Below are 12265 nucleotides of genomic sequence, written 5' to 3' on the forward strand. Positions count from 1 at the left end.
CGTGGGAGGGTGAGGGGGTACGCCCTCGCCGAATAGTCCTGAAAATCCCGCGGAGACGACGGCGCGCGAACGGCCACCGTCCCTAACCCCTCACCCTCCCAGGCTTCGCCTGGGCCCCTCCCTCTCCCTATGGGAGAGGTTTTTTAAAGCCCCAACGCCCGCGCCAGCGCCTCGACCACGCGGTCGACGTCGCCGTCGTCCATGGTCGGGTAGAGCGGCAGGGTCAGGCAGCGGTCATACCAGGCGTCGGCGCCGGGCAGGTCAGCTTGGCCATACCGGTTCACATAGTAGGGCTGACGGTGCACGGGGATGTAGTGAACCTGGCTGCCGATCCCTTGCGCCTTCAGGGTTTCGGCCACCGCGGCGCGGGTCGTCATGGCGGCTTCGAAGTCGATCAGCACGGTCAGCAGGTGCAGGGCCGGGTTCGACCCGGTCGGACTGGCCGCCAGGGTCACAAGCGGCGACAGCGGGGCCAGAAGCCTGGCATAGCGGGCCGCCAGGGTCCGCCGGCGCTCGACGAACCGGTCCAGCTTGGCCAACTGCGAGATCCCCAGGGCGCACAGCACGTCGGGGATGCGGTAGTTGAAGCCCAGCTCCGGCATCTCGTAGACCCAGGGCTCGGCCCCGGCCGGGCGGACCATGCCGTGGCCGCGCAGGGAGCGGGCGCGGGCCGCCAGGGCGGCGTCGTTGGTGGTCAGCATGCCGCCTTCGCCGGTGGCCAGCGTCTTGACCGGATGGAACGAGAAGCTGGCGAAGGCCGAATAGGCCCCGTCGCCGACGGGGTGCTCTTCGTTGCCGAAGGTGGCGGTCGAGCCCAGCGCATGCGGCGCGTCCTCGACCAGCACCGCTCCGGCCGCGCTGGCCATGGCCTTCAGCGCCGGCAGGTCGCAGACGTCGCCGCGCAGGTGCACCGGCAGCACGGCCCGCACGCGGCGGTCACCGGCGCGGGAGAGGGCGTCGGCCAGGGTGTCGGGGGTCATCAGGCCGCTGGCCGGATCGACGTCGGCGAACACCACCTCGGCCCCGACATAGCGGGCGCAGTTGGCGGTCGCCAGGAAGGTGATCGACGGGGCTATGCAAACCTCGCCCTCGCCCACCCCGAGGGCCATCATGGCCAGGTGCAGGGTGGCGGTGCCGTTGGCTACGGCGATCGCGTGTTCGGCCCCGACCTTCTGCTTGAACGCCGTCTCGAAGGCCTCGACCGTCGGGCCCGTGGTCAGGAAATCGGCCCGCAGGGCGGCGGCGACGGCGGCGACGTCGTCGTCCTCGATGGTCTGGCGACCATAGGGGAGGAACGGCTGGGCCATCAGCCCGCCTTCTCCTCCAGCATGGCCAGCAGCCCGTCGGCGCTCAGCCAGTCGTGGTTGTTGTCGCTGCTGTAGGAGAAGTCTTCCGCCACCGGCCTGGCGCCATCGGCCGCCGAATAGGGGACGCGGCCGAACTCGGCGAAGTTGGGCTCGATGGCGAAGCGGTCGTCGAACTCGACGGTCGAGCGCGAGTCGTCGGCGCTGATCATGATCTCGTGCAGCTTCTCGCCGGGGCGGATGCCGATGACCTTGATCCCCGCCGTCGGCGACATCGCCTTGACGAGGTCGGGCATGGCCATGGACGGGATCTTGGGCACGAAGATCTCGCCGCCGCGCATCAGGTTCAGCGACGACAGCACGAAGTCGACGCCCTCGGTCAGGGTGATCCAGAAGCGGGTCATGCGCGGATCCGTGATCGGCAGCTCTGTCGCCCCCTGGGCCAGCAGCCGGCGATAGAGCGGCACGACACTGCCGCGCGAGCCCACCACGTTGCCGTAGCGGACCACCGCGAAGCGGGTGCCGATGTCGCCCGACAGGTTGTTGGCGGCCACGAAGGTCTTGTCCGAGGCCAGCTTGGTGGCGCCATAGAGGTTGGTCGGGTTGCAGGCCTTGTCGGTCGACAGGGCGATCACCTGCTTCACGCCGTTGTTCAGGCTGGCCCAGACCACGTTCTCGGCGCCCAGCACGTTGGTGTGGATGCATTCGGACGGGTTGTACTCGGCGGCCGGCACCTGCTTCAGCGCCGCGGCGTGGATGACGATGTCGACGCCGCGCAGGGCCAGGGTCAGGCGCTCGCGGTCGCGCACGTCGCCCAGGAAGAAGCGCAGCTTGGCGAAGGCGGCCTCGTCGAACTGCTCGCGCAGCTCCAGCTGCATGTCGCTCTGCTTCAGTTCGTCGCGGGAATAGATGATGACCTTCCGCGGGTCCGACAGCCTGAGCACCGTCTCGATGAACCGGCGACCGAACGACCCCGTACCGCCGGTGACCAGGATCACCTTGCCGTCGAGGTCGAGGGTTTGCGGTGAAAAGCGTCCCAAGATCAGCCTCCTCGCGCCCGCCGCGCGCGCAAACGACGCACGGGGAATCCAGGTTAACGCCGTTTGTGACGCACCAGACGTAAAGAGGACGTCAACCACGACGGGTTATGGCACACCCATGCGCCGCATCCTCGCCCTCATCCTCGCCGCCCTGACGCTCACCGGCCTCTTCGCCGCGCCCGCCTTCGCCAACGAAGGCGGCGAAGGCAAGAAGGACGCGCCCCCGACCTATTTCGCCCTGCCGACCATCACCGCAACGGCCATCCGCCGCGACGGCCGCAAGGGCGTGATGACGCTGGAGACCGGCATCGAGGCCAAGGATCCCAAGGTCATGGAATACGCCGTGGCCTCGACCCCGCGCCTGCGCGCGGCCTTCGCCCAGGTGCTGATGACCTACACCGCCGGCCTGCGCCGCGGCGTGCCGCCCGACCTCGACTATATCGGCGCCGAGATGCAGAAGGCCGCCGACAGGGTGCTGGGCAAGAAGGGCGCGAAGGTCCTGCTCGGCTCGGCGATGGTGAACTAGGCTTCCGGCGGAGCGGATTTGGCCTTCCGCCGCGCCCGGAAGAACCCGCGCAGCAGGTCGGCGCTCTCCTGCGCCATCACCCCGCCCGTCACTTCCGGCCGCCAGTGGCAGGTGGGCTGGGCGAAGAACTTGGGGCCGTGGACCACCGCCCCGCCCTTGGGATCGTCCGCGCCCCACACCACCCGGCCGATGCGGGCGTGGCTGATCGCCCCGGCGCACATGGCGCAGGGCTCCAGCGTCACCACCAGGGTCAGGTCGGTCAGCCGGTAGTTCTCGAGCCTGGCCGCCGCCGCCCGCATGACCGCGATCTCGGCGTGGGCCGTGGGATCATGAGCGGCGATCGGACCATTGCCGGCCCGGGCGATCACCTCGCCCGTCTTCGGATCGAGGATCACCGCCCCCACCGGCGTCTCGCCCCGCTCGGCGGCCGCGCGGGCCTCCTCCAGGGCCAGGGCCATGGCGTCTTCGTCGGTCATGGGCGGCCTCCGTCTTCGAGCAGGCGAACAAACGCGCCGAGACCCGCGCCCCGCGCCTTGGCGACGAGGCGGGCGTCGGCGGTGACCACCACCGCCCCGCGCTGCTGCGCCAGGGCGACATAGGCCACGTCATAGGCGCTCATGCCATGCCGCGCCGCCAGGGCGAAGGCCCGAGCGGCCAGGCCGCCCATCGGGTGAAACTCGGCGACGATCTGATCGAGGGCCGAGACGGCGCGCCCGGCCAGCGCCTCGTCCAGCCCGTCGGTCCGCACCCGCCGGGCGGCGATGCTGGCCATCTCGATCCACAGCAGGTCGGGCGCGATCAGCCGGGCGTCCGACAGGGCCAGGGCCTTGGCGGCGTCGGAACCGGCCTCCAGAAAGAACAGCTTGGCCGCCACCGAGGCGTCGAGCACGACCTCATCGGCCATCGCGGTCCTCGCGCACCAGGGCGGCGGCGTCGGTCGCGCCGGCCGGCAGAGGCTGGGCCAGGTCGGCCAGCAGGGCGCGGCGGCGCTCCACGGCCAAGGCGTTGAGCAGCAGGACGACGGCGGCCTCGCGCTGTACCCCGGTCGAGGCGGCGTGGCGGTCGATCAGCTGCACGGCGGCCGGGCTCAGCCGGTCGAGCGGCACGGCGAGGTCTTCGCCGCGACGGCGAAACGCCGCCGCGCCCTCGGCGACGCCCCGCGCGGCTTCCCGCACGAAGGTCACCCGGCGGCCGGCGAGATCGAGCGCCGAGGTCTTCCAGCCGGCGTCGAGCCAGGCGGCGGCGTGGGTATGGCCGATGCGGGTGTTGGACCACCAGGCCTGATGCTCCCGCGCCGAGCGCGGCAGGGGAAAGCCCAGCACGGCCTCGATCTCGTCGAAGGCCAGGCGCAGTTCGTCGCGATCATAGGCGCCTTCGAGATGGCGCTTGAGCGGTTCGTACTTCATCGCCGCCTCCATAGATAAGTTATATACTGTTATATCGCCTTCGATCCGAAAAGTCCGCGCCTTGATCCCTCCGGCGTTCGGCGCCATGAGATTTCTTCAACGCCCATCGTGAGATGCGCCCCTCCCATCGAAGGAACACCGGTCATGACCGACAAGTACCAGCCCGCCCTGCACGACGCCGTCGAGCACGACACCGACGCCGAGGGCGGCGAGCGCGTCGCCAAGGCCCTGGCCCGCGCGGGCGTGGCCTCGCGGCGCGAGGTCGAGCGGCTGATCGAGGCCGGCAAGGTGGTGCTGAACGGCCAGGTGCTGACCACCCCGGCCGTGCGGGTGTTCGCAGGCGACCTGCTGGTCGTCGACGGCAAGCTGGTCGAGGACCGCCAGCAGACCCGCCTGTTCCGCTATCACAAGCCCACCGGCCTGGTGACGACCCACAACGATCCGGGCGGCCGTCCGACCGTGTTCGGCGCCCTACCCCACGGCCTGCCGCGGCTGATCTCGGTCGGCCGTCTCGACCTGAACTCCGAAGGCCTGCTGCTGCTGACCAACGACGGCGAGCTGTCGCGCGCCCTGGAGATGCCGCAGAACGCCTGGACCCGCCGCTACCGCGCCCGCGCCTTCGGCCACGCCACCCAGGAGACCCTGGACAAGCTGAAGGAAGGCAAGACCATCGAGGGCGTCCGCTACGGCCCGATCGAGGCCAAGCTCGACAAGGCCCAGGACAAGGCCGGCGGCGGCCGCAACGTCTGGATCACGATCACCCTGAGCGAAGGCAAGAACCGCGAGGTCCGCAAGGTGCTCGAGTCGGTGGGCCTGAAGGTCAACCGCCTGATCCGCCTGTCCTACGGCCCGTTCGCCCTGGGCACGCTGCTGACCGGCCAGGTCGAGGAGGTCGGCCCCCGGGTGATCCGCGAGCTGCTCGAAGGCGTGATCTCCGAAGAGAACATGCCCACCGGCGACCGGCCGCAGTTCGTCGGCGTCGCCGATCCGCTGTACGCCCCGGGCGTCGCCAAGGACGGCGAGCGTCCGCGCGGCGGCGAGGTGCAGCGCCGCGCGCCTTCGGGCCGCGCCCCGCAGATCGCCACGCCCAAGGTCGAGGAGCCCAAGAAGGTCTACAAGGCCGGCTGGGCCAAGGCCAAGATCCGCACCGACGGGCACAAGGCCAAGACCCACAAGCCCAAGTCGCTGGAGACCAAGTTCGTCGACAAGGCCCCGCCGCGCGGCAAGCCGCCGGGCCCGCGCCCCGGCGCGGCCAAGGATGCGGCGGGCAAGGGTCCGGTGAGCAAGCCAGGCGCCGGCAAGGCCGCGCCAGGCCCCACCCGCGGAAACGTCGCGCCGGTGCGGACGGCGCCCGCCAAGCCCACAGGCTTCAAGGGCTCCCGCCCGACCGGGGTCAAGCCGGCGCCGCGAGGTCCCAAGCGGTAACTTCCTTTCGTATCTAGAAATCTGCCTTCCCCGGCCTTGTGCCGGGGACCCATCGTTCAGCCTGCTCAGACCTTTCGCCCTCGGTCGCGACCTGAGCAGCGGCCGCCATGGGCCCTCGCCACAAGGGCGAGGGAGGCGATCTGTTTGCGATGGGAGGGTTGGGTTTTCCTACCCCTTCTCCGCCAGTCGCGCGGCGAGGTTGCTCGTCCGCCGCACCACGGTGACCAGGGTCCCGACGGCGATCACCGCCAGGCCCAGGGCCAGCACCTCGCCATGCCCGCGCCAAAGCGGCTCGAAGGCGGCGACGGCGCAGGTCGCGGTCAGCGCCGCCATGCGCTGGGGCTTGGCCAAGGGCCCGGAGAAGTCGGCGGGAAAGCCGAGGCCTCGGCCCAGTTCGCGCACATAGGCCGTCAGCACCGCCAGAACGGCGGCGAGCCAGCCAAGGGCCGGTCCGCCCGAGAAGCCGGCGGTCATCGCCCCGTAGCCGGCCCCGGCCAGCAGCAGCACGTCGGCGATGCGGTCGGGCAGCTCGTTCCAGATCGGACCGAAGGGGCTGGAGCGGCCATGCTCCACCGCCACCAGCCCGTCGAGCAGGTTGCAGACCAGCCGCAGCTGGATGCAGGCGGCGCCGACGACCAGGCAGGCGGCGCGCAGCCAGCCGTCCACCCCGCCGCTGGCCGCCAGCAGCGCCCCGCCCAAACCGGCGAAGGCCAGGCCCAGGCCCGAGATCACGTCGGCCTTGATCCCCTTGCCGGCGAGCCTCCCGGCCAGGCCCTGGGCCCAGGCCGTCTGACGGCTCTTGAGCGGGCGGCGGTTGTCGAGGTCGGGCGCATCGGTCATCGGCGGCTTTCCGGCGGGGCGTCGTTCCCGGAAGGGCGACGGCGGCGGGAAGTTCCACGCCTCTGCGCAACTAGGCTATACCGAAGGCCGAGCCAGCGGGAGCGTCGATGGATTTCGCCGATTGGATAGGGCGGGCGCAGGCCTTCCTGGCCGCCAAGCCGCCGGCCCTGCTAGCAGGTCTGGCCGGCGTGGTGATCCTGCTCGGCGTCGCCAGCGCCATCGCCGCCGTCCTGCCGCTGCTGAAACCCGGCAAGTCGTTCGAGGAGCTGCGGCTGCGCATCGCCTCCTGGTGGGGAATGGTGGCCCTGCTGGCCGGGGCGCTGCTGCTGGGCTGGCAGGCGACGACGGCGGTGTTCGCCTTCATCTCGTTCCTGGCCCTGCGCGAGTTCCTGTCGCTGGCCGTGCGGCGGCGTGAGGACCGGCCGGCCATCCTGGCGGCCTATGGCTGCCTGATCGCGGCCTACGGCTTCATCGTCGCCGACCGCTACATGTTCTACATCGTGTTCATCCCGGTCTGGGTGTTCCTGGGCCTGCCCGCCCTGATGGCGCTGATCGGCCAGACGCGCGGCTACCTCGCCAGCGCCGCCACCTTCCACTGGGGCCTGGTCACCTGCGTCTACAATCTGGGGGTCGTGGCCTTCCTGATGCGGGTGCCCGACAGCGAGCCGCTGCCGGCGGGCGCGGCGGGCCTGGTGTTCTTCCTGCTGCTGGCCACCGAATTCAACGACGTCGCCCAGTACTGCTGGGGCAAGCTGGTAGGCCGCCACAAGATCCTGCCCAAGGTCAGTCCCAACAAGACCTGGGAGGGCTTTGTCGGGGGCTGGATCACCACCGCCGCCCTGATCTGGTTCCTCGGTCCGGTGTTCACGCCGCTGTCGGGCCTGGGCCTGGGCGTCGTCGCCTTCGTGCTGCCGGCGGCGGGCTTCGCCGGCGACGTGACCATGAGCGCCATCAAGCGCGACATCGGGGTCAAGGACACCTCGCACGCCATTCCCGGCCACGGCGGGGTGCTGGACCGCGCAGACAGCCTGACCTTCACCGCCCCGCTCTATTTCCACCTGCTTGCCTTGTTCGGCCTGCAGAAGTTCTAGGCCAACCGTGCGCTTCCTCCGCTTCCTCCTGCTCGTCCTCGTCGCCCGGCCGCTGGCGGTGCTGATGACGGGGGCCGACGTCACCGGCCGCGAGCGCCTGCCGCTGAAGGGCCCGGCGATCATCGCCGCCAACCACGCCAGCCATGTCGACACCCTGCTGATGCTGGCCGTCTTCCCGTCGCGGGCGGTGTCGAAGCTGCGGCCGGCGGCGGCGGCCGACTATTTCCTGCGCGATCCGGTGATCGGCTGGTTCTCGCGTCATGTGATCGGCATCGTGCCGGTGGCGCGCGGCAAGGCGGCCGACGGCGAGGACGTGCTGGCCCCGGCCCGCGCGGCCCTGGCGGCCGGCGAGATCGTGCTGATCTTTCCCGAAGGCACGCGCGGCGACGGCGAGAGCGACGAGATGGGCCAGCTGAAGAGCGGCGTCGCCCGCCTGGCCGAGGCCTTCCCGCAGGCGCCGGTGATCCCGGTGTGGATCCAGGGCGCCGGCCGGGTGCTGCCCAAGGGCGCCAGCGTGCCCGTGCCGCTGAACTGCGCGGTGCTGGTGGGCGAGCCGGTGGTCTGGACCGGCCGGCGCGGCGGCTTCATGGACGCCCTGCGCGCGGCCATGCTGGCCCTGAAGGCCCAGGCCCCGCCGCTGCGCTGGTCCGAAGAGCCTTAGGCCGTGACGACCCCGGCCCAGCGCGACAGCCGGGGCGTGCGGGCCACCAGTTCGGCCAGGCCGACATAGAGCGCCAGCATGCCGGCGGCGATCGGAACCACTTCCCAGCGGAAGGCGTGAGGCGCTTCGGGAGCCAGGGTCATCGGCTGCAGGAACAGCAGGATGACGATGTTGTTGGCCGCGTGGGCGCCGACGGAGAACTCGATCCCGCCCAGCCGCAGCGTCGCCCAGGCCAGGCCGACGCCCAGCACCATCCGCACCAGGAAGGCGTCGGGATTGGGATCGAAATGGATGGCCGAGAACATCAGGCCGTTGATCGCCAGCACCAGCCAGGTGCGATGGGTGAAGGCGCCGGAAAGCTTCAGCAGCCAGCCGCGGAACACCAGCTCCTCGGCCGCCGCGGCGACCAGCAGCAGGCCGATCGCGCCCGCCGCGTGCACGAACCGGCTGTCGAGATCGGGCGTCAGGGTCAGGATCGGGGCCGCCGGCGGATGCGGGTCGAGCTGGGCCAGGCCCGCCAGCAGCGGCCCCAGGGTCACGGCGAACAGCGCCAGGCCCAGCAGGGTCAGCCGCCAGCGATAGGCCGGGGCGCTGGTCAGGTAGGACTTCAGGCGGCGCTCGTGCAGCATGGCGGCGACGGCGGCGAAGGCCGTGGCCATGCCGCCGTTGGTGGCGGCCAGCAGGCACAGGACGAACAGCAGGGTCTGCAGGCTGCCGGCGGCCGCCTTGGGATCGCGCAGCGACTCCATCAGGGCCATCGCCGTGTTGAAGCCGCCCGGCGCCAGGCCGGCGAACAGGGCCATGACGAAGACCGCCCCGATGATGGCCGCCAGGGCCGCGGCGATCACGCCCACGGGCAGGGTCAGCAGCACCCGGCCGATGCGGCGGTCGGCCGGCGTCAGGTCGCCCAGGAAGGCCGAGCCTCTCACGTCCTCGAACACCGCCGCCATCCCCTCGCACAGCCCCTGCTCCTCGCTAGAGCGGCGCGAGGCGAAGGAAAAGGGTTTTCGCTCAATCGAGGCCCGCGACTTGCCGCCGCGCGGCGATGAAGGCACACATCCCCCGGTATTTGGCCCCAGTGTTTGTGGGGCGATCGCCCACGGGGGTTTCATGAGCAAGGCGGCGAACGCGGGCGGACACGAGGGCAGCGCCCCCCACCTGCACCGGCTGGTGCTGTTCTCGGACGCGGTGTTCGCGATCGCCATCACCCTGCTGGCCATCGAGATCCATCCGCCCGAGCACTGGACCAGCATCGCCGACCTGTTCGGCCAGATGGGCCACAAGCTGTGGGCCTATGCGGTCAGCTTCGCGGTGATCGGCGTCTACTGGATCAGCCATCGGCGGATCTTCGCCCGGCTGCAGACGGCCAACGGCGTGCTCGACGTGCTCAACCTGGTCGTCCTGGGCCTGATCGGCCTGCTGCCCCTGGTCACCGAACTGCTGTGGGAGCACGGCGGCGCGGCCGCCATCGTCTATCTGGGCCTGGTCACGGCGATCGGCTTCGCCCTGGCGGCCCTCTGGGGCTATGCGGCCTTCGCTGGCGAGCTGACCGGCCCGGTGCACCGGGGCGAGGCCCTGTTCACCCTGGCGCGGGTGGCCATCGCCCCCGGCCTGATGTGCGGCCTGATCTTCTTCACCCTGAACAACACCTGGGGCCTGGTGCTGCTGGCCCTGGCGCTGGCCGCCTTCATCGCCGGCGGCCGCTACATGCGCCGGCAGGCCGAGCAGGGCGCGCCGGCCGAACCGATCGACCAGCCCGAAGAGGCCTCGGCCTGATGCGCATCGTCTCCGGCCAGTTCCGCGGCAAGGCCATCGCCACCCCGCCGGGCGACGCCACCCGACCGACCTCAGACCGCGCCCGCCAGGCCGTGTTCAACATCCTGGAGCACGCCGCCTGGGCGCCGGAACTGCACGGCGCGCGGGTGATCGACGTCTTCGCCGGCTCGGGCGCCCTGGGCCTGGAGGCCCTTTCGCGCGGGGCGGTGAACTGCCTGTTCGTCGAGACCAGCGAGGCCGCGCGCGGGGCCATCCGCCAGAACATCGACGCCTTCGGCCTGTTTGGCCAGACCCGCGTGCATCGCCGCGACGCCACCGACCTGGGCGCCCGCCCGGCCAGCGCGGGAGCGGCCTTCGACATCGCCTTCCTGGATCCGCCCTACGCCAAGGGCCTGGGTGAAAAGGCCCTGACCGAACTGGTGGCCGGCGGCTGGCTGGCCCCCGGCGCGATCGTGGTGTTCGAGCGCGGGGTGGGCGAGCCCGATCCTGTGCTGGAAGGGTTCGAGACCCTGGACGCCCGCGACTACGGCGCGGCGCGGGTGCTGTTTTTGAGGCTGCTGTAGAGCGCCCTGCCCCTTCTCCCGTCATTCCCGCCCTTGTGGCGGGAACCCCTCTGTCAGCCGCAAGGGCAGGAGGGGCGGATCGCTGGCGATCCGCTGGCGCTTCACCTGCGAGCGGACCCAGGGTTTCCCGCCACAAGGGCGGGAATGACGGGAGTTTGAGGTAGCGGCTCTAAGGCCGCTTGCCCGGCCAGACGAGGTAGCCGTACGCGTCGCGCCCGGCAGACTGGTATTCGCCGTAGGATCCATAGGCCGCCGCATAGCCGTAGCCGGAAGCTGGCCCGGCCTCGGCATAGCCGCTGGCGGCGCTGTCGTAGCGTTCGCGGCTGGACTCGTAGGTCTCCTCGGTGCGCGAATAGGCCGAGCCGCCGCGATAGGTTTCCTGGCGGCCGACGTCGCCGTGATAGCCGCCTTCCCGATAGCCCCCGTCCTGATAACCGGCGTCGTCATGGCGGCGGCTGTAGCGGTCGGGCGCGTATTCCGGCGGCGGAGGGGGCGGCGGCAGGGCGGCGTGGTCCTCCACCCGCAGCGGCGGACGGCCGTAGCTCCAGCGGTCGAAATCGCTCCAGCCGCGCTCGCCGTCGTCGCACTCCACCCGCTCCCAGCGATAGGCCCCGCCGGGACCGGTGACGCGGCGGGCGACGCATTCGCCGGGCCGGGTGTCGGGCGGCAGGATCTGCGGATCGACCGACAGGTTCGAACGGTCGGGCGGACCGCCGGCCAGGCCGCGGTCATGGGCCAGGGCCGGCGCGGCCAAGGCGAGGCCGGCGACGATCAGCAGCGGGGCGAAGCGGAAAGCATGGCGCATGGGGGAACACTCCAGGCCCGTTAATAAATCAGACCCGGGCGAGGCGCGCGCCCCCTTTCGCGCTCGGCGCGAGCTTGGCCGTTGATCACAGGGGGAACGAAGGCGGGATCGAAGGCGGCTTTTCCCGTCGCCCGTCCTCGCCTAGGATCACATTCAAACAATCGTTCGAAGGCGGGCGTCATGGCGATCGAGGCGGTGATCTGGGATTTCGGCGGGGTGTTCACCACCTCGCCCTTCGAGGCCTTCCGCCGCTACGAGGCGCGCAACGACCTGCCGACCGACTTCCTGCGCGGGGTCAACGCCGTCGATCCCGACACCAACGCCTGGGCGCGGTTCGAGCGGGCCGAGATCGACGCGGCCGCCTTCGACACCCTGTTCCTGGAGGAGTCGACGCGCCTGGGCCACGCCGTGCCGGGCGCCGACGTGCTGCCATTGCTGTCGGTCGAGGTGAGGCCGGGGATGGTGGCGGCGCTGAAAGCCTGCAAGGACCGCTTCAAGGTCGGCTGCATCACCAACAACGTGCCCGGCGCCGGCCACGGGACGGGCATGGCGGCCTCGCCGGAAAAGGCCGCGGCCGTCACCGAGATCCTGTCGCTGTTCGACGCCCTGATCGAGAGCTCCAAGGCCGGGGTGCGCAAGCCCGATCCGCGCATCTATCTGATGATGTGCGAGCTGCTGGATGTCGCGCCGGAGGCCTGCGTCTACCTCGACGACCTGGGGGTCAACTGCAAGCCGGCCGCCGCCCTGGGCATGACCGCCATCAAGGTGACGAGCGAGGAGCAGGCCCTTGCCGAGCTTGCGGCGGCGACCGGATTGGCGTTCTGAAGA

The 12265-nt window shown here is 70.9% G+C and carries 15 protein-coding genes; 7 read left to right on the forward strand and 8 right to left on the reverse strand.

All coding sequences use genetic code 11. The annotated features are described in order from the left end of the window. Positions 1-143 precede the first annotated feature (143 nt). Positions 144-1307, reverse strand: a complete 1164-nt coding sequence (pseC, locus tag AC07N1_RS02245) for a UDP-4-amino-4,6-dideoxy-N-acetyl-beta-L-altrosamine transaminase (protein WP_494670288.1) — start codon at positions 1305-1307, stop codon at positions 144-146. Further along, positions 1307-2344, reverse strand: coding sequence for a UDP-N-acetylglucosamine 4,6-dehydratase (inverting) (pseB, locus tag AC07N1_RS02250; protein WP_494670289.1), 1038 nt, complete (start codon positions 2342-2344; stop codon positions 1307-1309). Before pseB ends, pseC begins: the two co-directional genes overlap by 1 nt. Before the next feature lie 118 nt (positions 2345-2462). Between pseB and AC07N1_RS02255 the strand changes: the two genes are divergently transcribed. Further along, on the forward strand, positions 2463-2870 hold the full coding sequence (locus AC07N1_RS02255) for a hypothetical protein (RefSeq protein ID WP_494670290.1): 408 nt from the start codon (positions 2463-2465) through the stop codon (positions 2868-2870). Here AC07N1_RS02255 and tadA read toward each other — a convergent pair. Genes tadA through AC07N1_RS02270 form a run of 3 tightly spaced genes read right to left on the reverse strand, consistent with a single transcriptional unit; the run spans position 2867 to position 4276 of the window. Next, a complete protein-coding gene (gene tadA / locus AC07N1_RS02260) occupies positions 2867-3346 on the reverse strand; it encodes a tRNA adenosine(34) deaminase TadA (protein WP_494670291.1) in 480 nt (159 codons plus the stop codon). The genes AC07N1_RS02255 and tadA overlap by 4 nt on opposite strands. Then, a complete protein-coding gene (locus AC07N1_RS02265; protein ID WP_494670292.1) occupies positions 3343-3774 on the reverse strand; it encodes a type II toxin-antitoxin system VapC family toxin in 432 nt (143 codons plus the stop codon). Before AC07N1_RS02265 ends, tadA begins: the two co-directional genes overlap by 4 nt. Further along, complete coding sequence (locus tag AC07N1_RS02270) at positions 3764-4276, reverse strand: DUF7662 domain-containing protein (protein WP_494670293.1); 513 nt, start codon at positions 4274-4276, stop codon at positions 3764-3766. Before AC07N1_RS02270 ends, AC07N1_RS02265 begins: the two co-directional genes overlap by 11 nt. A gap of 144 nt (positions 4277-4420) precedes the next feature. Here AC07N1_RS02270 and AC07N1_RS02275 point away from each other — a divergent pair, with 144 nt between their 5' ends. Further along, complete coding sequence (locus AC07N1_RS02275; protein ID WP_494670294.1) at positions 4421-5701, forward strand: pseudouridine synthase; 1281 nt, start codon at positions 4421-4423, stop codon at positions 5699-5701. Between the two features lie 168 nt (positions 5702-5869). Here the strand turns inward: AC07N1_RS02275 and AC07N1_RS02280 are convergent, their stop codons facing one another. Next, the gene (locus tag AC07N1_RS02280) at positions 5870-6541 is read right to left on the reverse strand and encodes a CDP-alcohol phosphatidyltransferase family protein (protein ID WP_494670295.1); all 672 of its coding nucleotides are present in this window, start codon (positions 6539-6541) and stop codon (positions 5870-5872) included. A gap of 107 nt (positions 6542-6648) precedes the next feature. On the opposite strand from AC07N1_RS02280, the gene AC07N1_RS02285 reads away from it, so the two are divergent. Both AC07N1_RS02285 and AC07N1_RS02290 read left to right on the forward strand, forming a co-directional pair. Continuing rightward, the gene (locus AC07N1_RS02285; protein ID WP_494670296.1) at positions 6649-7632 is read left to right on the forward strand and encodes a phosphatidate cytidylyltransferase; all 984 of its coding nucleotides are present in this window, start codon (positions 6649-6651) and stop codon (positions 7630-7632) included. Between the two features lie 7 nt (positions 7633-7639). Then, positions 7640-8293, forward strand: coding sequence for a lysophospholipid acyltransferase family protein (locus AC07N1_RS02290; protein ID WP_492856262.1), 654 nt, complete (start codon positions 7640-7642; stop codon positions 8291-8293). On the opposite strand, the gene AC07N1_RS02295 is transcribed toward AC07N1_RS02290, so the two are convergent. Next, positions 8290-9243: a CPBP family intramembrane glutamic endopeptidase gene (locus AC07N1_RS02295; RefSeq protein WP_494670297.1), complete on the reverse strand. Its 954-nt coding sequence runs from the start codon at positions 9241-9243 to the stop codon at positions 8290-8292. The two genes, AC07N1_RS02290 and AC07N1_RS02295, sit on opposite strands and share 4 nt — an antisense overlap. 160 nt (positions 9244-9403) lie before the next feature. Between AC07N1_RS02295 and AC07N1_RS02300 the strand changes: the two genes are divergently transcribed. After that, positions 9404-10069, forward strand: a complete 666-nt coding sequence (locus AC07N1_RS02300; protein WP_494670298.1) for a TMEM175 family protein — start codon at positions 9404-9406, stop codon at positions 10067-10069. Continuing rightward, complete coding sequence (gene rsmD, locus AC07N1_RS02305; RefSeq protein WP_494670299.1) at positions 10069-10632, forward strand: 16S rRNA (guanine(966)-N(2))-methyltransferase RsmD; 564 nt, start codon at positions 10069-10071, stop codon at positions 10630-10632. Before AC07N1_RS02300 ends, rsmD begins: the two co-directional genes overlap by 1 nt. Before the next feature lie 169 nt (positions 10633-10801). Here rsmD and AC07N1_RS02310 read toward each other — a convergent pair whose 3' ends face one another. After that, positions 10802-11437, reverse strand: a complete 636-nt coding sequence (locus tag AC07N1_RS02310) for a hypothetical protein (protein WP_494670300.1) — start codon at positions 11435-11437, stop codon at positions 10802-10804. 180 nt (positions 11438-11617) lie between these two features. On the opposite strand from AC07N1_RS02310, the gene AC07N1_RS02315 reads away from it, so the two are divergent. Next, positions 11618-12262 (forward strand): HAD-IA family hydrolase, encoded by a 645-nt coding sequence (locus AC07N1_RS02315; protein WP_494670301.1) that lies wholly within the window; start codon positions 11618-11620, stop codon positions 12260-12262. Positions 12263-12265 lie beyond the last annotated feature (3 nt).

Source organism: Caulobacter sp. GW821-FHT09B11, from assembly GCF_059418205.1.